General features: G+C 63.1%; 11 protein-coding genes. 5 read left to right on the top strand and 6 right to left on the bottom strand.

Annotation, left to right across the window (positions count from 1 at the left end):
- Positions 1 to 342: 342 nt before the first annotated feature.
- Positions 343 to 1,626, bottom strand: a complete 1,284-nt coding sequence (locus VR863_RS06735; RefSeq protein WP_324827700.1) for a cyclopropane-fatty-acyl-phospholipid synthase family protein — start codon at positions 1,624 to 1,626, stop codon at positions 343 to 345.
- Between the two features lie 208 nt (positions 1,627 to 1,834).
- Here VR863_RS06735 and VR863_RS06730 point away from each other — a divergent pair, with 208 nt between their 5' ends.
- Positions 1,835 to 2,197: a response regulator gene (locus tag VR863_RS06730; RefSeq protein ID WP_324827699.1), complete on the top strand. Its 363-nt coding sequence runs from the start codon at positions 1,835 to 1,837 to the stop codon at positions 2,195 to 2,197.
- Between the two features lie 27 nt (positions 2,198 to 2,224).
- Positions 2,225 to 4,618, top strand: a complete 2,394-nt coding sequence (ppsA, locus tag VR863_RS06725; RefSeq protein ID WP_324827698.1) for a phosphoenolpyruvate synthase — start codon at positions 2,225 to 2,227, stop codon at positions 4,616 to 4,618.
- A 19-nt stretch (positions 4,619 to 4,637) separates the two neighbouring features.
- Here ppsA and VR863_RS06720 read toward each other — a convergent pair whose 3' ends face one another.
- From VR863_RS06720 to VR863_RS06700, 5 genes are all read right to left on the bottom strand, one after another.
- Positions 4,638 to 5,078, bottom strand: coding sequence for a host attachment family protein (locus tag VR863_RS06720; protein ID WP_324827697.1), 441 nt, complete (start codon positions 5,076 to 5,078; stop codon positions 4,638 to 4,640).
- A 27-nt stretch (positions 5,079 to 5,105) separates the two neighbouring features.
- Positions 5,106 to 5,759 carry a hypothetical protein gene (locus VR863_RS06715; RefSeq protein ID WP_324827696.1) on the bottom strand — a complete coding sequence of 218 codons (654 nt, stop codon included), beginning with the start codon at positions 5,757 to 5,759 and terminating at the stop codon, positions 5,106 to 5,108.
- Between the two features lie 19 nt (positions 5,760 to 5,778).
- Positions 5,779 to 6,198, bottom strand: a complete 420-nt coding sequence (locus VR863_RS06710) for a CBS domain-containing protein (protein ID WP_324827695.1) — start codon at positions 6,196 to 6,198, stop codon at positions 5,779 to 5,781.
- Positions 6,199 to 6,289: 91 nt separating this feature from the next.
- Positions 6,290 to 14,461: a GH36-type glycosyl hydrolase domain-containing protein gene (locus VR863_RS06705; protein ID WP_324827694.1), complete on the bottom strand. Its 8,172-nt coding sequence runs from the start codon at positions 14,459 to 14,461 to the stop codon at positions 6,290 to 6,292.
- A complete protein-coding gene (locus tag VR863_RS06700) occupies positions 14,461 to 15,465 on the bottom strand; it encodes a universal stress protein (RefSeq protein WP_324827693.1) in 1,005 nt (334 codons plus the stop codon). Before VR863_RS06700 ends, VR863_RS06705 begins: the two co-directional genes overlap by 1 nt.
- Before the next feature lie 334 nt (positions 15,466 to 15,799).
- Here VR863_RS06700 and VR863_RS06695 point away from each other — a divergent pair, with 334 nt between their 5' ends.
- From VR863_RS06695 to VR863_RS06685, 3 genes are all read left to right on the top strand, one after another.
- Positions 15,800 to 16,930: a P-loop nucleotide/nucleoside kinase family protein gene (locus VR863_RS06695; protein ID WP_324827692.1), complete on the top strand. Its 1,131-nt coding sequence runs from the start codon at positions 15,800 to 15,802 to the stop codon at positions 16,928 to 16,930.
- Positions 16,930 to 17,931, top strand: a complete 1,002-nt coding sequence (locus tag VR863_RS06690; protein ID WP_353545345.1) for a zinc-dependent alcohol dehydrogenase family protein — start codon at positions 16,930 to 16,932, stop codon at positions 17,929 to 17,931. Before VR863_RS06695 ends, VR863_RS06690 begins: the two co-directional genes overlap by 1 nt.
- Positions 17,932 to 18,190: 259 nt before the next feature.
- The gene (locus VR863_RS06685; RefSeq protein WP_324827691.1) at positions 18,191 to 19,996 is read left to right on the top strand and encodes a flavin-containing monooxygenase; all 1,806 of its coding nucleotides are present in this window, start codon (positions 18,191 to 18,193) and stop codon (positions 19,994 to 19,996) included.
- The last annotated feature ends 84 nt before the right edge of the window (positions 19,997 to 20,080 follow it).

The following is a 20,080-nucleotide window of genomic DNA, read 5'->3' as shown; positions in this document are numbered from 1 at the left end:
CATGGACCGCTCTCCTTTGAGAACGGAATGTGCTTTCAAGCGGCAGTCACGCGCATCTGGTGAATTTACGGAGCAGGATGCCTGCGTGTCTGCCTGTCGGGCACACGGCAGCGATCTTGGGGGAAAAAGGAAAAGCCTGCGGCGTCCCCTGGCCCGTGACGCTTGCGCGTCATGTATTGGGGATCACCGCAGGCCTCGGCCAGCCTCTCGTTGCACAATCTCGGGCCAAGACCTTCTCTTATCGATCCGGTCCAAAACGACATTGCCGCTCCTGACTGACAATTCCTGAATACGATGGATAATCGGGTGTCTGTATCCGTAATCTACCGGAGGTGCCCCCTTTCACGCTTGCGATGCCACGCGGTGTGTCCATTCGTCTTCGGACTGGCACACGTAATCCCGGGTGAGGGGGAGGGCGTCTCTTTCATTCGCGAGCAGAAGCTGGAACACCATCAGCTGGCCATCGCGAAACGCGGTTTCGGCTGCGGCGAGATAGAATTCCCACATCCGGCAGAACCGTTCCCCGAACAGGGTCCGGGCATCGTTGCGATTTTCCGCGAAGCGCGCTGACCACTGTTCGAGCGTGTAGGCATAATGCAGGCGCAGAACCTCCAGATCGAGCAGTTTCAAGCCGCTGTTTTCGACGGCCGGGACAACTTCGGAAAGCGACGGTATGTGGCCGCCGGGAAAAATGTAGCGATCGGTCCACGGATCTGGGCCGGTTTCGCCATCCCAGCGCCCGATTGCGTGGATCAGCGCCACGCCATCGGGCTTGAGCAGGCGTCCCACCTGCTGGAAATACGCGGTGAGACGTGCCCTGCCGACATGTTCCAGCATCCCCACCGACACGATGCGATCATGCTGCTGCGACCATTCGCGGTAATCGGCGATCTCGAACCGGCTGTGACTGGCTGCCCTGGATGACGAGGAAAGCCGCCGCGCTTCTTCGCATTGTTCAGGCGCCAGCGTGATGCCGGTCACATCCACTCCCGCGGCGTCCGCCAGCGCCAGGGAAAGCGTGCCCCAGCCGCACCCGATGTCGAGCAGCGACTGGCCCGCAGCAAGATCGAGCTTGGCGGCAATATGGGCGATTTTGGCGATCTGCGCCTCGTCGATGGTTTCGGTGCCATCGCGAAAATAGGCGCAGCTGTATTGCATACGCCGGTCGAGAAACAGGCGATAGAAATCGGCGGGCATATCGTAATGGTGGCGGGCGTTGCGCCTGGCCCGCCGCGCACCGTTTACGGGGGCGAACGCGCGGGCCAGCCGATTGGCAAGCCGCCTGGCAAACGATCGCTCTCCCTGTCGGCGAAGCTTTGCACCCAACGCGAGGAAGGTTCGCAGCGATCCCGAAACCAGCTCGATCCGGCCGTCCATGTAGGCTTCGCCCACCGCGAGCGAGGGGTGGAGGATAAGCTTCAGCGGGAACAGGGGATCGGTGATCCTGACAACCACGAGAGGCGATACCATCTCCGGCTCGCCGGCCAGAAGCCGATCCTTGCCGTCGCGAATGTGCAGGGCACCGGCGATCCCGGCCCGCGCCATGGCGCGCGACACCGGCCTCCACAGCAATGGCGGATGCCGCACCGAGTTCGATGCCGCCCACTTGGAAGAAACTGCGTCCATCGAGACCTCCGCTTGAAACCTGAAGCTGTTCTTGCGTAAGGTCTTGATCCGCTGAACCCATTGGGAGTTTCCCGAATACGGGCGACGGCGAACCGGCGCTGCATCGCCGCGGCCAGCGAGGCGATACCTTCCCTCGGATATTTGCGGAGCGCACCGGGCGGATCGCTCCGCCATTCTTCACCGGCAACACGGAGAAGGATCCACGCTCATGGGCCACGCCCTGATCATCGACAACAACATCGCCATCAGTCGGGCCATCCAGAGCTATCTTGAACCTTTGGGGTTCGGGACGTTCGACTACACCTGGACGGAGCAACAGGCGCTGGACGCGGCGCATCAGCACAGGCCGGACATCATCGTGATCGGCGACGATATCGAGACAGGATCGGCGATCAACGCTGCACGGCAGATTTCCAGCGATGCATCGATCCCCGTGCTGATGGTCAGCGGGAACACCGCGCTTGCGTCACAACGTCTGGCGGAGGTCGGCAGTTACGATGGCCCGTTCCACCTCAACCAGATCGAACAGGCCGTGGATGTGGCCCTGTCGCACGTTCCCTGCCTTCAATGATGGGCGTCCGCCGTGAGGGATGACATCTTGACGACGGTATCCCGGCAAGAACAGTTCGTGCTGTGGTTCGAGGATCTGAGCCTCGATGACCTGGCGCTGGTTGGCGGCAAGAACGCATCGCTGGGTGTTCTCAGCCGCGATCTCGAACAGGACGGCATCCGCGTGCCGCCCGGATTTGCCCTTACGACACGGGCGTTTCGCGCTTTCCTGGCGGACAACGGCCTGGATGCGCACATCGGGGACACTCTCAAGGCGTTTCAGGCCGGCAGGATGACGCTGAAGCAATCGGGCAAGGCCATTCGCAACCGGATCCTTTCAGCACCGATGCCGGAACGCATACGCCACGAAATCGAGCGCAATTACATCGGGCTTGCCCATCGTATCGGCCACCGGATTCCGCCTGTTGCCGTGCGATCGAGCGCCACGGCAGAGGATCTGCCGGGGGCAAGTTTTGCCGGGCAACACGAAAGCTTCCTGAACATTCGCGGGCGCGAACCTTTGGTCGAAGCCTGCAGGCGCTGTTTTGCGTCCCTCTTCACCGACCGCGCCATCGCTTATCGAGAAGCCAAGGGGTTCGACCATCTTTCGGTGGCCGTGTCTGTGGGTGTGCAGCAGATGGTGCGATCGGACAAAGCCGGTGCGGGCGTCATCTTCACGTTGGACACGGAGACGGGTTTTCCCGACGTGGTTCAGATCAGCGCTGCCTGGGGCCTTGGGGAAACCGTGGTTCAGGGGCAGGTCGAACCCGACCGTTACGTGGTTTTCAAACCGCTACTCGATAAAGCCGGAGCGATTCCGATTATCTCCCGGAAATGCGGAAGCAAGTCGGTGACGCTGGTCTATGGCCGCAGCGAAGGGCAGCCGACCCGGCTTATCAACACGCCTGCGCCGGAGCGTGTGCGCCGCGTCTTGGGCGACGAGGAAATCCTGCAACTTGCCCGCTGGGGTGCGGCGATCGAACGCCGCTATGGCAAACCCATGGACATCGAATGGGCCAAGGACGGTGTCAGCGGCGAGTTATTCATCGTCCAGGCCCGGCCTGAAACGGTGAAGGCAGGCGCGGATCGTTCGATCATGCGGCGATACACGCTGGTCGAAGAACGCATTCCGGTTTTTTCGGGTGCGGCGGTCGGCAATGCCATCGCCACAGGGAAGGCGTTCGTGGTCGATTCCGCCGAAAGACTCGGCGAATTTCCAGACGGCGCTATCCTTGTCGCGCCGAACACCGATCCGGACTGGGTGCCGATCATGAAACGCGCCGCCGGCATCGTGACCGACCATGGCGGCACGACCAGCCACGCGGCTATCGTCAGCCGTGAACTGGGCGTCCCGGCGGTGGTAGGAACGGGGCAGGCAACCTGCATGGTGAAAACCGGCCAAACCCTGACCCTGTCCTGCGCCGGGGGTGAGAAGGGCCATGTCTACGACGCAGAAGTGCCGTTCACCGTCGAAGATGTCGATGTCGGCACCTTGCCGGAGACGCGCACGCAGATAATGGTCAATATCGCCGATCCCGGTGCAGCCTTCGTCTGGTGGCAGTTGCCCGCGCGCGGAGTGGGCCTTGCGCGGATGGAATTCATCATCGCCAATATCGTGCGCGCGCATCCGATGGCGCTTCTGCATCCCGACCGCCTGGTGAAGGCCGAGCGCAAACAGGTGGAGAGCCTATTTCGCGGATACCCGGACGGGGCCGAATACTTCGTCGATACGCTTGCCCGGGGGATCGCGTCGCTGGCGGCACCCTGGTATCCGCATCCGGCCATCGTGCGGCTCAGCGATTTCAAGACCAACGAATACGCCGGGCTTGTCGGAGGCGCGCATTTCGAACCGGCCGAAGAAAACCCGATGATCGGGTTTCGGGGCGCCTCGCGGTATTACGATGACCGGTACCGTGAAGGGTTCGCGCTGGAATGCCGGGCCTTGAAACGGGTGCGCGGGACCATGGGGTTCGAAAACGTGATCGTTATGGTGCCGTTTTGCCGAACGCCGGAAGAAGCGGACCGGGTTCTCGAGGAAATGGCGTCGAACGGACTACGCAGGGGCGAAGACGGGCTCGAGGTTTACATGATGTGCGAAATTCCCGCGAACGTCATCCTGGCCGAGGATTTTGCCCGACGCTTCGACGGCTTTTCCATCGGCTCCAACGATCTCACGCAATTGCTGCTCGGGATCGACCGGGATTCCGAAATCCTTGCCGAACTGTTCGACGAACGCAGTCCGGCCGTTACCGGTGCAATCGCGGACGTGATTGGCCGCGCGCACAAGGCCGGGATCAAGGTGGGAATTTGCGGCCAGGCACCCAGCAATTACGCCGATTTCGCCGCCTTCCTGGTCCGGCAACAGATCGACTCCATATCGCTGAACCCGGACAGCTTCGTCAGGACGATCCGGTCCATCGCGGACGCCGAAGCAAGCGGATAAGCCGCACCGCTATCGCGGCTTATTCAAAATCCACAAGGCGCTGCGTTATGTCCGCCACCGGCAACTGGGTCAGATCCTTGTCGAGTTCCGCCTTCAGGGCAGACCTTATGCGAGGCGTGTACGTGGTGCGAAGGATACCCAGCGATGGCGGGGCAGCGATGACGACCACGTCGTTCGGCTCATCCTCGATGGCTTTGTCCAAGGCATCCGCCGCGGCCGAGATGAAGCGCGCTTCCTCGCTCCCGTGGGGGTCGCCGTCATCGTAGGTGTTCCTGCCGGGGGTGCCGCTCGTGAAGGAGATGCCGGGGGCGTCGCTCGCCAGTTCATGCGCGGGCAGGGGTTCATACTGTCGATGGTCTATCACCTTGAGATCGGGCGCGGTCGCATCTCCCCGATTTCGCAGCAGAAGCATGCGCGCACCATCCACCACCAACACGATCATTCCCCGCGGTAACAGCATCTTATCCTCCCAATCGATTTCGTTTCGTCACTGCACCCTAGAACCGGCGGCACCTTCCGATCCCTCCATGATGCGCAGGGCCGGATCGTCGCGTGCGGGCTTGCCTGCCCTGGCATTATCCGCGGCCTTTGTTGCCATCGCCCTTGCCAACCCCATCGCGATTTCGCGGTTGTCCTTCGTGTGCGAATTGGGCGTGTTCGGGCGCTTGATCCAAAGCGGCCGAAGGGCCAGCAGCCGTGCGCCCGTCTTTTCCAGCTTGGCGCGCAACAGCCGTTCTGCCCGGTCGGTGCTTCCGCTACCAGCGATGATCGCGATCGTGTCCAGATCGGTCAGTTTCGCCCGTTCAAGATAACGCGCCGTCGGCCAGTCGGGAGCCCCGAAAAACGTGTTCGAGACGACGGCCACCACAGCGTAACCTTCCGGGCGGGGAGGGGTGCTTTTCGTCATCGGCCAACGATCGACCGAAAGCCCGCCTTCCTCGAAGCCCTGCGCCAGCGCGGCAGCAAGATCGTCCGAAAAATGCGCGTCGCGGCTGGTGTGGTAAAGGATCAGGGCACGCTCGGCAGGTCCTTCGGCGAGGGTTACGCGCCGGAAGGGCGCTTCGGTCTGGACCCAGAAGGTAACCCCCACCACGGCGAGAATGACCATTACGACAAGGGCGAGCAGGATCCATTTCAACATGGGAAAGGCCGTCCCATCGTCACGGGTGGTGGGCGGAAACCGCCCGCAGCGTTTCCGCAGCGAGCGAGGCAGTCGCTTTGGCGGCGACATCGCCCAGGGTCAGCATACCGACCATCCGGTGATGTTCGTCGATCACGGGCAAGCGGCGGATTTGCTTGCGTTCCATGATGCGGACAGCATCCTCCAGATCCTCGTTTGCCGTGCAGAAAACGATCGGCCCGCTCATCACGTCACGCGCGGTGAGTTGCAACGGATCGTCATGGCTTCCGATACCGCGCACCACGAGATCGCGATCGGTTACCATCCCGATCAGCTTGTCGTTTTCGCCGACGGGCAAGGCCCCGATATCCTCTTTCTGCATCCTCGCGGCGATATCGGGCAGGGGCGCTTCGGGATCGATCCAGCTTGCGCCCGGGTGCATCGCGTCCTTTACCTTCATGGCCACGCTCCTTCGATCTGTGCCACATTCAACCGGTGCATCGTGAGGCATGGACGGCGGCTTTTCGCTCCGTAGAAGACACAATAGGGCGTTAGCGCAGGGTGCCGGCCGGGATGGCCGGGGACGGGGCCAGAACCAGCTCCACCGTGCGTGTCCTGCCCTTGCCGGGGAAGCCGATCGATTGCGCGGTGCCTGGTTGCCCGTCGACCAGGCATTGCGAATTCTGCCCACGGGTGACTTCGATCTCGATTTCGCCGTCCCCGCGCACGGTTGCGCCGAACCCCGGCCAATCGGAAGGGAGGCACGGATCGATGGATATGCACCCGTTTTCGAGCGTGATGCCGAGAATATGTTCGGTCGCAAGCCGCCATGCCCAGCCAGCCGCCCCGGTATACCAGCTCCATCCTCCGCGCCCGAGATGGTGGCCGCCGGCAATATCCGCGGCAACCGCATAAGGTTCGGTGGTGTAAACCAACGTGTGTTCGAATGTGTCGGCCTGCCGCGCCGGATTGATGCGGTCGAAGACCGCTTTTGCCCGATTACCGTCCCCCAGCATGGCGCAGGCAATGCCGAGCCAGGCGGTCGCGTGACTGTATTGGCCGCCGTTTTCGCGGATGCCGGGCGGGTACGCCTTGATGTATCCGGGATCACGCGGTGTGCGATGGAAGGGTGGCGTCAGGAGCCGCGCAATCCGGTCGTCCGGCCGCACGAGTTGCCGGAACGCGCTGTCGATAGCCTGGTTCGCGCGCGCCTTGTCGCCCCCCGCCATGACCGCCCATGATTGAACGAGCGCGTCGATGCGGCATTCGTCGTCGGCATGAGAGCCCACGGGCCGCTGGTGATCGTCGAAGGCGCGGACATACCATTCCCCGTCCCAGCCATGTTCCTCGACAGCGGAAATCAGGAGGTCGCGCCGCGGCAGCCAATGCGGGCCGAAATCGCTCCGTTCATTCACTTCGCACATGTTGGCAAAATCGCGGATCGTTACCGCGAGGAACCAGGCAAGCCAGATGCTTTCGCCCTTTCCGCCCGAACCCACGCGGTTCATGCCATCGTTCCAGTCGCCATCGCCGATCAAGGGCAGCCCGCGTGCGCCCAGGCGGTAGGCGCGGTCGAACGCACGCATGCAATGTTCGTACAGGCTGGCCTCGGTTCCGCGCGGGAATGCGTTGAACCGGTCATGCTCGTCAGTCGCCAGTTCTTCGGCGGAAAGGAACGGGACGCTGACATCCAGGATACCGCTGTCTCCGGTCGCCTCGACATAGCGAGCGGCGGCGAAGGGCAGCCACAGCAGATCGTCGGAACATCGCGTGCGGACCCCGCGGCCAGAAGGCGGGTGCCACCAATGGAGGACATCGCCCTCTTCGAACTGGTACGAGGCTGCATCGAGGATGTGATCGCGCGCCAACTGAGGCGAAGGGAGCAGCAGGGCAAGTACGTCCTGCAACTGGTCACGAAACCCGAACGCGCCCGATGCCTGGTAAAAGCCGGCCCGCGCAAACACCCGCGAAGACATGGCCTGATAGGGAAGCCACCGGTTTACCATCACGTCGAACGCCGGATCGGGCGTTGTAACTTCCACGGCACCGCACCGCGTGTCCCATTGCGATGACACAGCTTTGCGTCCGGCGTCGATCATGCCCGCCGCGCGCCAGCGTTCGAGGATGGTGGCGACATCGTCTTCGCAATCCGCCTGCCCCAGCAGGAACGAGATTTCTGCTGTTTCGCCAGCCGCGATGTCGAGGTGGAACTGAACCGCCGCCACCGCATCGCGGCCCGTGTTTGTCGGGCGTTCCCCCAATCCCCACGCGATAAGCCCGGCCGGGTGCCGCCAATCGGGGACAGCGCCGAGGAAGTCGGACCGCGAGGTCGTGAGGCTGTGCACGGTGTCTGTTCCGGCAAGAAACGAGACCTTGTCCCGAAACTCGCGCTGCCAGCGGTTTCGCCCCAGCACGGCCCCCAGGTCCGCCCGGTACCAGCTTGCACGAAACGGTGCCGGTTCGGCGGCATGCGTGCCCATAATCCAGTCGGCGAAATAGGTCGCGGTTATGCGCCGCGGCGTCGCGGCGGTGTTGTGCAACGCAAGGTCCACGATCTTCACCGGATCATCCGGCGCGACAAAGCACCGCAATTCTTGCTCCAGCCCCATGGACCGGCGCGACCAGCGCGTTTCACCGGTTCCATGTTCGATCCGGCACGGGCCAACCCCTCCGGCAGGAAGCGGGGTGACGGACCAGACTTCGCCCGTTTCCTCGTCGCGCAGGTAGAGCGCTTCGGCCTGCGGATCGAGCAGCGCATCGTTATGCCACGGGGTGATGCGATTTTCCCCGCTGTTTCCGGCGAACGTGAACCCCAGCCCAGCTTCGGTGACGATGGTGCCGAAGTCCTTGTTGGCCAGCACGTTCGACCATGGAGCAGGGGTCGTTCGGCCCTCGTCAAGCTCGATGCGATAAGCGCCCGTCTCCGTGAAGCCGCCAAAGCCATTGGGGAGCGCCAGAGCCGACGCTTCCGGCGCGCGTGCCGCAGTTGTTTCCGCGCGCGGTTCAGGCGCCGTCGCGACGAAATTCGGAACCGGTATCCTGCCCGCGTCGATGTTCCGCAGGCGCGCCTCGATCGAGCCACCGCCCTCGGCAAGGGTCGTGGTTGCAGCGGCACGCAGGGCAAGGATGTTGCGGGCATCGTTATGTTCGCTGCCCGCAATGGTTATGCCTCCGCGTTCGCCGATCTGCTCTTCGCACCCGCTGGCCTTGACGATGTCGTATATCCGCTCACGCAGCGGCTCCACGTACCCCGGCAGGCCCGGGTGCAGGATGACGAGATCGACCTGTGCCCCCTTGCGCCTCCACAAGCTGTGCGCGGCAAGAACGAACTGCAGTTCGTCAACGTCGAACCGTTCGTTCAATTCTATCAGCAGAATGGGGAAATCGCCCGACACACCCAGCGCCCACAGGTCGTCCCGTGTCTCGTCGCTCGGCAAGGGTGCCCGTGGTCCGTGGTCGATGTTGAGAGCGGCGAAAAGGAGCTGCGCGTCTCTCAGCCGATGCGGGGCCAGCTCGAGCGCCTGGATTTCATGGCGTATGCTGTCTCCGCAGTCCTGTTCCGCCCAGTCGAGCGAGGAAAGCGCGCCGTATCGCCGGACAAGTTCCAGTGCTTCGCTTTCCAGCGGCGCAAGCGCGGTTACGAGCGCAACTTCGGCTTCGCCGTGGGGCGGCAAGTCGATTTCGACCAGAAAACCGGCCGCCGGATCAAGCGGAAACTGGCCGACATCCGCGCCGCCCGGCCTGACGTGCGGAAATTCCGCGATAGGGCCGAGACGGCCGCGCGTGATCTTGCGAACGGTCTCGCACCCCGAAAGGCGCGCGTTGTCGGGCGACATGATGATCCGCTGGGCCATCACCAGCCCGGGGATATCCGGGCTTCTGGCGCGCCGCGAGAACAGCAGGGTGTCGAGATCGGGACGGCTGTGGCTTTCGACGAACAGCCGGGCAAACGCGGGGTGACGCGACCATTCGCCAAGATCGGCCAAGGCGATGTCCGCATGACTCGCCAAGTCGATCGTCCGGTGTTCGGCGGATTCGTTGATCAGCCGAATGCGCCGGATTTCGACATCCTGCGATGACGATATCAGAACGTCCAGCGCGGTCGAAATGGCACCGGTGCGGCAGCGAAATTCCAGCTTGTGCGGGTGGATGATGACCCGTCTTCCCCCCGCTGCGCCAACCGGGGCAGAGGTGGGCGACCAGACATGGCCCGTTGCCTTTTCGCGCAGGTAGAGGAAATGGCCGCGATCCCGGTTGATGCCCGTGGGGCAGGTAACGGCGTTGCCCTTCCAGACCAGATCGCCGCATCCGTCCGAGGCCAAGCGCAGCGACAGGCGGCCGTTGCCGAGCAGCGCGGTCATGGGCCGTTCGATCGGGCCAAGCTCCCACGGCTCGGGCCGCGGTTGCAATGGTGCGCTTGATGCCTTGGTGGATGGCAGCTCGAGCCGTTCGAGTTCGGTTGGAAGTTCCCAGGGGATGCGTTCGTTCAGCAGGAGATCGACCGATTCCATGCGTTGATCGGCGTGGAACCACCAGACCATGACATCGTCTTCCAGCGCGTTGGCGATGGCGGCGATGGTCATGCCATGATGATGCGCCATATAGGAACGGACCGGTACCGGATCGCCGCCCCCGGCAGATCGGCCCTTTGTGAAATCCAGGGCTTCGTGAAACCCGAAGCGCCCCATCGCGCCGCATTTATCGAGCCGCCGCAGGTTCGCCACGGCCTGGTGCGGTGTCGCGGCCAGGGCGAGGGCGGTTGCATAGGGAGCGATCACGAGATCGTCTTCGAGGCCCCGGCGAAGACCGAGAGCGGGGACGCCGAACGCCCTGTACCGCCAGATCCCGTCGCTGCCGTAGGATGCAAATCCGGATTCCGAGATACCCCACGGCACCCGGTGCCGGTTGGCGTAGCTGATCTGCATCGCAACCGCGGCCGTTTCCGTTTCGCCCAGAAGGGTCGCCGGATCGCTGCGCAGGAACAGCGAAGGCATCAGGTATTCGAACATCGACCCGTTCCACGAAACCAGCGACAGGTCGTTCTTCTGCTTCACGATCGGTCGACCGAGCTGGAACCAGTGTTCGGGCGGCACGTCCCGCTTGGCGATTGCAAAGTAGCTGGCCAGTCGCGCCTCGCTGGCGAGCAGATCGTAATAATGGGTGTCGATCCGCTGCGAGGTGACGTCATAGCCTATGTGGAACAGCTTGCGGTGCCGGTCGTAAAGCGGCGCGAAATCCATCGCTTCGGCCATCTCGCTTGCCCGCTGGCCAATGTCATGCAGCATGGCGATCAGGGCGTTGTGCGCCATCCCCGATGTTTCGCTCAACTCCCTGCGGCTGTCGGCAAGGTGATGTTCGCACCGGTCAAGCCAATCGCGCACCGCTTCCAGCGATCCGGCATCGATCCGGTCCGTCCGCTCGAGCAATTCGACCAGCCTCGTCCGCACTTCGGCCATCTGCCGCACCGCAGTTTCAATCAGTTCGGACCAGGTCAGGGGATCGTGCGATCGGCGCGAAACATCGTCGATAAGGACATCGACTTTCTGGGCGAGTTCATCGCCGAGCCCACATTCGATCAACGCTTCGGCAAGCAGGGCAAGGCAGTCTTCCAGCCCCTCCCACCGCCGCTCGCAGAAGTTGGGTGAGGCGGCAACCGTGCGGCATCCGCTGGCCAGGACGACCAGGCTCACCGCCAGATTGCCGCTGTCGACCGTGGATACATACCGCGGTTCGAGCGGGGCCAGATCGCGAGTGTCGTACCAGTTGAGAATGTGCCCGTTCCAACGGTCGAGCCGATCCAGCGTATCCAGCATGGCCTGCATCCGACCGGCGAAATCGGCACTCCCGATATGGCCCAGTTTCCATGCGGACAGCGCGGACAGCGCCAGCATTCCGATGTTTGTCGGCGAAGTCCGATGCGCGGTGGCCGGAACCGGTGCTTCCTGCCGGTTGTCGGGCGGTAGCCAATGATCCTCCGGCCCGGCAAAGCGTTCGAAATAGAGCCAGCTTCGGCGGGCGACCCGGCGCAGGTAGAGCCTGTCGTCGAGATCCAGCGGCTCGATCGTTCTGAGGCGGGGCCGCGCAGTCAGCCAGGCGATTTCTGGTGTGAGAAACCAAAGCAGCAGCAGCGGCGTCGCCACCGGCAGGGCACTGGCATCCCACAGGAAAAGCGCGCCGATGCCAGTCGCAAGGAGCGGCGAAGACCAGGCAGCAGCCCATTGCCCGCTCCGCGCGCTGCTGCGCGCCAACAGATGGCTGACATGCGCGGCGCTCGTCCATTCCAGCAGTTTGCGGCCGCGCCTCAGCCTGAGCAGCGTGACCCCGATCGCGTGAATGGCGGTCACCGTATCCGAAAGCAGAAAGACGATCTGGAGCGCCCAGCGTTCGATATGTTCGCGCGCTTGCCGCATGGTGCCCATCAGCACACCCCGGCGGCGCCCGCGCGCGACCCCGGTCACGAGGTCGGTGAACAGCCAGGCGCTGGGCACCAGAAGTGCCATGGCTGTCCAGAACAACGGTGAACCGGGCAGGACAAACCACCCGCCAAGCAGAAGCAGGAGGACGCTGAGCGGTACGAGGCTGCGCCGCATATTGTCCCAGATGCGAAGCCGGTCGAACAGAGACAGGCGATTGGCGATCCGGGTCCCTCCCGGGCCGGGTACCCGCGAGAAAAGCCAGGGCAGCAATTGCCAGTCCCCGCGCACCCACCGATGCCAGCGGCGAACATATTCGGCGTAGCTTTCGGGATAGCTTTCGTAGACGATAATGTCGCTCGCGAGGCCGGCCCTGCCATGCAGGCCTTCCCACAGATCGTGGCTCAGCAGCTGGTTTTCCGGAATGCGCCCATCGAGGCTGCGGGCAAAGGCGGCGACATCGTAAATGCCTTTGCCAACGAAGTTTCCCGTCCCGATAAGATCCTGATAAACATCGCTGACCGCGCGCGAATAGATATCGATCGCGGTATCGCCGCCAAACAGCCGTGCAAAAAGCGTGTCCCTCCCATGGGGCGCAATCTCCACCCTTGGCTGAAGGACCGTATAACCGGAACGCACCCGGCCATCGTCGTCGAAAAGGGGCCGATTGAGCGGGTGCGCGAGCGTGCCCGCAAGGCGGGCGACGGCACCCGTGGGCAGGCGGGTATCGGCATCCGCAGTCACCACGAACTTTGCGCCGGCCAGCCGGTCGATATCGCCTTCGGATACGGGGAAGGCCGTTCGGTCCCCCGTCAGGATAAACTGGTTGAACTGTTCAAGCTTACCGCGCTTGCGCTCCCAGGCCATCCAGCATTCCTGGCCATCGTTGTAGCGGCGCGCCCGGTGCAGGAGGCAAAAACCAGCCCCGCGTTCCCGGTTCAGGCGCCGAACGCCGAGGCGAAGGGCTTCCTCGATCGCTTCATCGCCCGGCACGTGTTCGCGCGACGCGTCGGCAGGATCGCTGAGCAAGACATAGCCGCGCGCGCCCGGATTGGCGAGAAAATGGGATTCCAGCCGGGACAGCATCCCAGCCACTTCACCGATGCTCCCGACGATTACCGGTAGGACAATGACGGTGGGCCAGTTCGGGTCGATGCCTTCCGAAAAATCCAGTTTCGGCAATTGCTTCGCCGGGACGACCAGCGTCACCAGCCAGTTGACCAGAGTGACGCTGAGCACGGTTGCCGGCAAAGCAGCAAGCGCTATTCCCAGCATCATTTCGGCCGTGTTCGCACCCCGCAGCGCAAGGTAGGCGACGGGCAAGGCAAGTCCCGCCAATCCGCACAGGAACAAGGCGAACGCGTACACGGCGCCCGGCCAGTGCATGAGCCATCGCCCCAACCGCCGGAAGGCCGACGGTCCAATGCCAAGGGTGCGCTCCAGCTCGACCACGCCGTGTGCGATGAGCCAATAGCCCACATGGTCGAACGGCAGGTCGCCGTGTTCATGCGCCAGGCCAATTGCCGCCTCGGCGATTTCGACTTCGTCTTTCGCCCCCAGATCCGCGAGGCGTTCGACCGACTGACGGCAGGCATCGCGTGTATCGAAATCCATTTTGGGAAATGTGCCCGACGGATCGCGGGCGAGCACCCTGTCGACGTGGCAGCTTTCGTCGAAAATTTCCTTCCAGATAATGTTCGAGATGACGGCAAGATTTGCGATGGCGCGCGCCACGCAGTCGGCCGGTTCGACGGAGCGCATGAATTGCCCGCAGCTTTCACTTGTTCGAAAAGGGGCGGGTACCGTGCGGAAAGCCGCGGCAAAGCCGGTGACGAGCCGTTCGATGCAGGCGATCCGCAGCATGGTGGGGAACGCCCACAGTTCTGCAATGTCGAGCGCGCTGTGGGACTGATACCCTTCCAGATAGGCCAGCACATTTTCGCGCGAGAGCTGGAAATGGCTCGCCTCCAGCAGATCGTGCGCCAGCATGAGCACCCGAGGCTCGCCGGCTGCGGCACCCGATCTAAGCGGGCGAAGCCGTGCGTAAAAGCCGGGCGGCATATCGTCGCGCACCAGCAGCATCGCGCGCTGGATATGGTATCCGTTGTCGAGAACCCATTCGGCAGCGGGAGACGATGCCGGTTCCGCCAGGCTCGCCGCTTCCATCGCCTTGGTGAGCCACGGCGAGAGGCGGTCGATCGACCGCCAGGCCGGTACCGGGCGGGGTCGCTCGCGGCGACTTCCGAAATCGAGCGCTTCGCCTGTTTCCCAGCCATGGGCCGCGACCGGGTCAGCGAAGGTTTCGATCATCAGGCGGCAACGGGTGAGCTGTTGAGCGGTCCCCGAAAGTCGCGGGCATGGTCGCGCCCTGTGGTGAACGGCGAATTCCGTTTCGCTTCATCGGCTCCGAAACCCACGATCATGACAGGCAGGTTGAGATGATCGATCAGGTAGTTGGCCGTGCTCCCGAGCGAGAGGTTTTCGCAGGTTCTGATCCCCTGACCTCTGGCCGACAGAAGAACCAGCTCGGGGGATTCTTCGGCTAGCAATCCTTCGAGACCGGAACGCGGATCGCCTTTGAGGCAGCGGCTGCGCGCCTTGACGCCCATATCGCGCAAGCGGCGCAAGCTGGTTTCAAGAAAATTGCCCGCCGCCATTTCGTTGCGCCGGTCCAGCATGACCTGAAGCTCCAGGTCGGTGTGGCCAAGCGGGCCGAAGGTATCGATCACGGCGGGAGGCGTGACGTGGAGCAACAGGAGTTCGGCCGGATGTGCCCGGGCGATCGCAATCGCTTCGGCAAGCGAGGCTTCCGAAAACTTCGATCCGTCCAGCGGCACGGCGATGCGCGGACTGTCGGACAGCTGCTCCCGCATGCCTGGAGGGACGACAAACAATTTGTGCGCCCCACGATCCAGCAGGGTACTGGCCAGATGCGCGGTGTTGCCGTTGGCAGCCGATCCGATCACGACCACGGCGTCCGTGACGGTTTCGAGCAATCCCGAAAGCGACTGGACCCAGCTGCCCTCGCCAATTTGCAGGATTGGGGAGGACGGCGATCCGATCAGATTTTCGGTCACGCGTTGCAGGCTTTGCTGGGCCTTGCACCGGCGCAATTGCCATTCGAGCGGATCGGACATCGCGCTTTGCGCGCGGCCGAACTCGAGAGAGTGGAAGAAGATGAGCGGGCGATCGAGCCACTGGGAATAATTGGCCGCAACCTGTGCCACTTCCTGCGCCCGGGCCGTGTCATCGAGGCAGGCGATGACCGGCGAAGAACTGGCGGAACTGGAAAAGGAAAATGCGGAAACGGCCATGGGCCTTCACCTCGGTGCAGGGCAAAGCCTCTTCGTTTTGAACAACGCAGAGGCTCGACATGTTGAAAGTTGACCGTGCAGGAGTCCGCGACATGGCGTTTTCGGGAAATCCGCAATGTTACTAGGACCGTTCCCGCAACGGGGCTGACCGTTGCGGGGATGATCGCTTGCGCCGCCGCATGGCTGCCGGGCGGATACGCGAAACTACGAAGCGCCAAGGGCAAGGCATGATGCTCTGGTTACCGGCACTATGGCGCGCGAAAACCCTTCTGGCCGACCCCGCGTTCACGAACGGGCGAGAGCTGACCTGCACATGCAAACAGGCGCGGTGCCCATGCTTCGGCCCGTCTGGCGTGAGATTGCCGATGCCGTGGTGAGCAGTCACGACAGGGCGATGGTCGCCCATGGGGACGGTGCCCGCCGCGTCCTCAATCTGATCGAGGCGAACCATGCGGGCCTTGGCGCGACGAAGAGCCGGGCCATGGACGCGAGGCTGAACGATGAACTTTTCCGGGCCAGTTGCGATCGCCTACCCCAACTTTCCAGTTTGCTCGACAGGAGGTCGGAGGAGGGTTTCGTGCGGCACTGCGTAGGAGCACTCGAGGTGGCGGAGGATGTAGTAGAAGAGAGCGGCGGAGCGATGCTCGACAGCTTTCCTGCGCAATCTGAAACACAGGCACCGGTCGACGTGCTCTACGACCTCGCCCTGCTGTTGGTGCACCTGTGGCACATCGGCCTTCGCAATGAAGCGTCGCTGGTCTTCAACCGGTATTGCGACTGGCGGGCTGAGGCGGCTGGGCTGGCGGCGCTGCCGCTTTTCCTGTCCATTCGCGCGGCGCAGTCCGCGATCGTTGCAGCGCAATGGCAACGCGATGGCCAAGCGGCGCGCAATCTCCTCAGCCTTGCGCTGGCGGCGCTGGAACGGCCAGCGCCGCGCGTGATTGCCATCGGGGGCTTGAGCGGCAGCGGGAAATCGACGGTGGCTGGCAATCTGGCCCCCGGCATCGGCACTGTCCCCGGTGCGCGATGGTTGCGCACGGATGTGCTGCGAAAGCGGCTCGCCGGTGTGAAGCCCGAAGCGCATTTGCCGCAAAGCGCCTATACAACTGCTGCACACAACGCCGCCTATGCCGCCTTGTACGACCTGGTAGCGAAGACAGTGCAGGCCGGGTGGCCGGTAATTGTCGACGCGGTCTTCGACTATGAGGACACAAGACTTGGGATCGAGAGGCTGGCCGCCAGCCTCGATGTCCCGTTCACCGGATTATGGCTGCAGGCGCCGCGAGCCACCTTGCACGCACGCGTGCTCGCACGAAAAGGGGACGCGTCTGATGCGGGCCCCGATGTGGTCGACAGACAGATGGCGCGGTGCATCGGGTCGCTGGGTTCGTGGAATAGGGTGGACGCCAGCGGTTCCGCCGAAGAGACGCTATCACGCGTGCTTGGCCTATTGGAGCCGTGCTGATGAGGTCCGCGCCATCAGGCATGCGGGCGATGCAGCTCGATGCACCGGGCCAACCGTTGAAGCTGGTCGAGCGCCCAATTCCGGAACCGGATGCGAACGAGGTGCGCGTTGCAATTGGCGCCTGCGGCGTGTGCCGGACCGATCTGCACGTTGTGGACGGGGATATTCATGGAACCTTGCCGATCGTGCCGGGGCACGAAATCGTGGGTGTTGTCGAGGCGGTGGGGGCGGATGTATCCGGACTGTCGGTTGGCCAGCGTGTCGGCGTCCCCTGGCTGGGCCACACCTGCGGCACGTGCCGCTATTGCCTGTCCGATCGGGAAAACCTGTGCGACGCGCCGGTGTTCACCGGCTTCACGCGGGACGGAGGGTTCGCGAGTCACTGCCTTGCCGATGCGCGATACTGTTTTGCGCTCCCCGAAACGCTGGACGACCAGCACGCAGCGCCGCTGCTGTGCGCGGGATTGATAGGGTATCGCGCCTATCGCATGGCAGGCGACGCGCGCCGGATCGGCCTTTATGGCTTCGGCGCGGCGGCGCATATCCTTGCGCAACTTGCGGCTTGGCAAGGGCGTGATGTTTTTGCCTTCACCAGGGAAGGGGATGACGCCGGGCAGGACTTTGCACGCACGCTGGGTTGCCGATGGGCAGGGCCGTCTTCGCAACCGCCCCCAGAACCGCTCGACGCTGCGATAATCTTTGCTCCTGCCGGCGAACTGGTGCCGCAGGCCTTGAAGGCAGTGGGTAAAGGGAGTCGTGTCGTGTGCGCGGGCATTCACATGTCCGACATTCCCTGTTTCCCTTACGCAATACTCTGGGAAGAACGATCGATCCGTTCGGTCGCCAATCTGACGCGGGACGATGGCGCCGCGTTCCTCGATCTCGCCGTACAGGTTCCCATCCGGACCCACTTCACAGCGATGCCCCTCGAACAGGCAAACGAGGCGCTTCGGCGTCTGCGCGAGGGCACGGTGGAAGGGGCATTGGTCCTGGTGCCGTGACCCATCGCGCTCCGGAAAATTACTAGTGATCGGGCCGAGGCGTTCGTTCTAGCTAGACATTGCGACCCGAAGGTCTCCGCAACGCGGAGTTCTGAAACTGGATGGCGGCTCTGGAAGGGGCCGCCATTTTTTTGGCCGGGCCGAACCGCCGTCGCCTCGGTTTTCATGCCGGATCGCTCCGAAATCGGTTTCAGATAGTTGCCAGCGCGGCAGACTTGACGCACCTTTGTGCCAGCACCTTGCCTACGGGAGAAATATTTTGGCCACCACGCACGCCGCACCGGCAATCGACAAGGACGCGCTTCGCCGTAAGTATGCCGAGGAACGCGACAAGCGCCTGCGCGCTGACGGTTCGGCGCAGTACAAACGCCTGGAGAGCGAATTTTCCGATCTTGCGGCTGATCCCTACACACCAGTGAAGCCGCGCGAACCGGTCACCGACCACGTGACCTTCGCGTTTATCGGCGGCGGGTTTGCCGGACTGGTCACCGGCGCGCGGCTCAAGGAAGCGGGAATAGAGGATTACCGCATCATCGAGAAAGGCGGCGACTTCGGCGGGACCTGGTACTGGAACCGATATCCCGGTGCGCAGTGCGACACCGCGTCGATGATCTATATGCCACTGCTCGAAGAAACCGGACACATGCCGAGCGAGAAATACGCCCACGCGCCGGAAATTCGCGACCATTGTTCTCGGATCGGCGAACATTTCGATCTCTATGACAATGCGCTTTTTCATACACGGGTGACCGACCTTGCATGGGACGATGCGGGGAAGGTCTGGGTAATTCGCACCGATCGCGGGGATGCCTTCACCGCGAATTATATCGGCATGGGCACCGGGCCGCTCCACGTCGCGAAACTGCCGGGCTTGCCCGGGATCGAGAATTTCGCGGGCAAGAGCTTTCACACCAGCCGGTGGGATTATTCCTACACCGGCGGAACCCCCGAAGGTGCGCCGATGACCGCGCTTGCCGACAAGCGGGTGGCGATTATCGGCACCGGCGCGACAGCCGTTCAATGCGTTCCCCACGTTGCGCGCGACGCCAAGGAAGTGTTCGTGTTCCAGCGCACCCCGTCTTCCGTCGACGAACGGAACAATGTTCCCATCGATCCGGAATGGTTTGCCGGGGTGAACGAACCGGGATGGCAGAAGAAATGGCAGGAAAATTTCGTCGCCAACCTCGGAATCGGTTTCCCCGCCGAAGACCTTGTCGATGACGGCTGGACCGACCTTGGCAAACGTATTCGTGCGCAGGTCATCGACATGGCACCCGAAGACCGCACGCCGGAAAACATCATGGCCGCCTTCGAAGACGCCGATAACGGCAAGATGGAAGAAATCCGCGAACGGGCACAGGCAATCGTCGATGATCCCGATACGGGCGAGCAGCTCAAGGCCTGGTATCGCCAGCTGTGCAAACGCCCCTGCTTCCATGACGAATATCTGCAGGCGTTCAATCGCCCCACCACCCACCTGGTCCATACGGAGGGGCAGGGTGTCGAACGGATCACCGAAAAGGGAGTTGTCGCCAACGGCAAGGAATACGAGGTCGATTGCATCATCTATGCTTCGGGCTTTGAAGTCGGCACCGATTTCGTCGCGCGTTCGGGGTATGATGTGACCGGCCGCGACGGCGTGAGGCTATCGGAATACTGGAAGGACGGAATGCGATCCTTCCACGGGCTGCACGTCCACGGGTTTCCGAACCTGTTCTTCGTTCAGCAGAACCAGGCCGCGGCTTTCATTGCCAATTATCCGCACAATCTCGTCGATCACGCCGTTACGGTGGCAACCGTGGTCAGCCACGCGCAGGCCAATGGCCATGCCGAAGTGGAGCCGACCGCCGAAGCCCAGCAGAAATGGATCGATTTCCTGCTGACCGGTCCGGGCGCACGGATCGGGAGCACCGAGTGCACGCCGGGATATTACAACAACGAAGGGCAGGGTTATGGCGAACAGGAGCGCTTTGCCCTCGGCCATCCCGCAGGCGCGCAGGGTTTCTTCACCCACATCGATGCCTGGCGAAGGAGCGGTTCGTTCGAAGGGCTGGAGTTCCGTTAATCCGGGCGCGCCCCTTCGGACATCCTGATCGAAGGGCGCGTCGCAGCCTGCCCAGGTACCGTGCCTTGTCGCCCCGCGATCCGC

Source organism: Qipengyuania zhejiangensis, from assembly GCF_035607565.1.
In the GTDB taxonomy this organism is placed as follows: Bacteria; Pseudomonadota; Alphaproteobacteria; order Sphingomonadales; family Sphingomonadaceae; genus Qipengyuania; species Qipengyuania zhejiangensis.
This window is presented reverse-complemented; position numbering and strand designations above follow the sequence as displayed.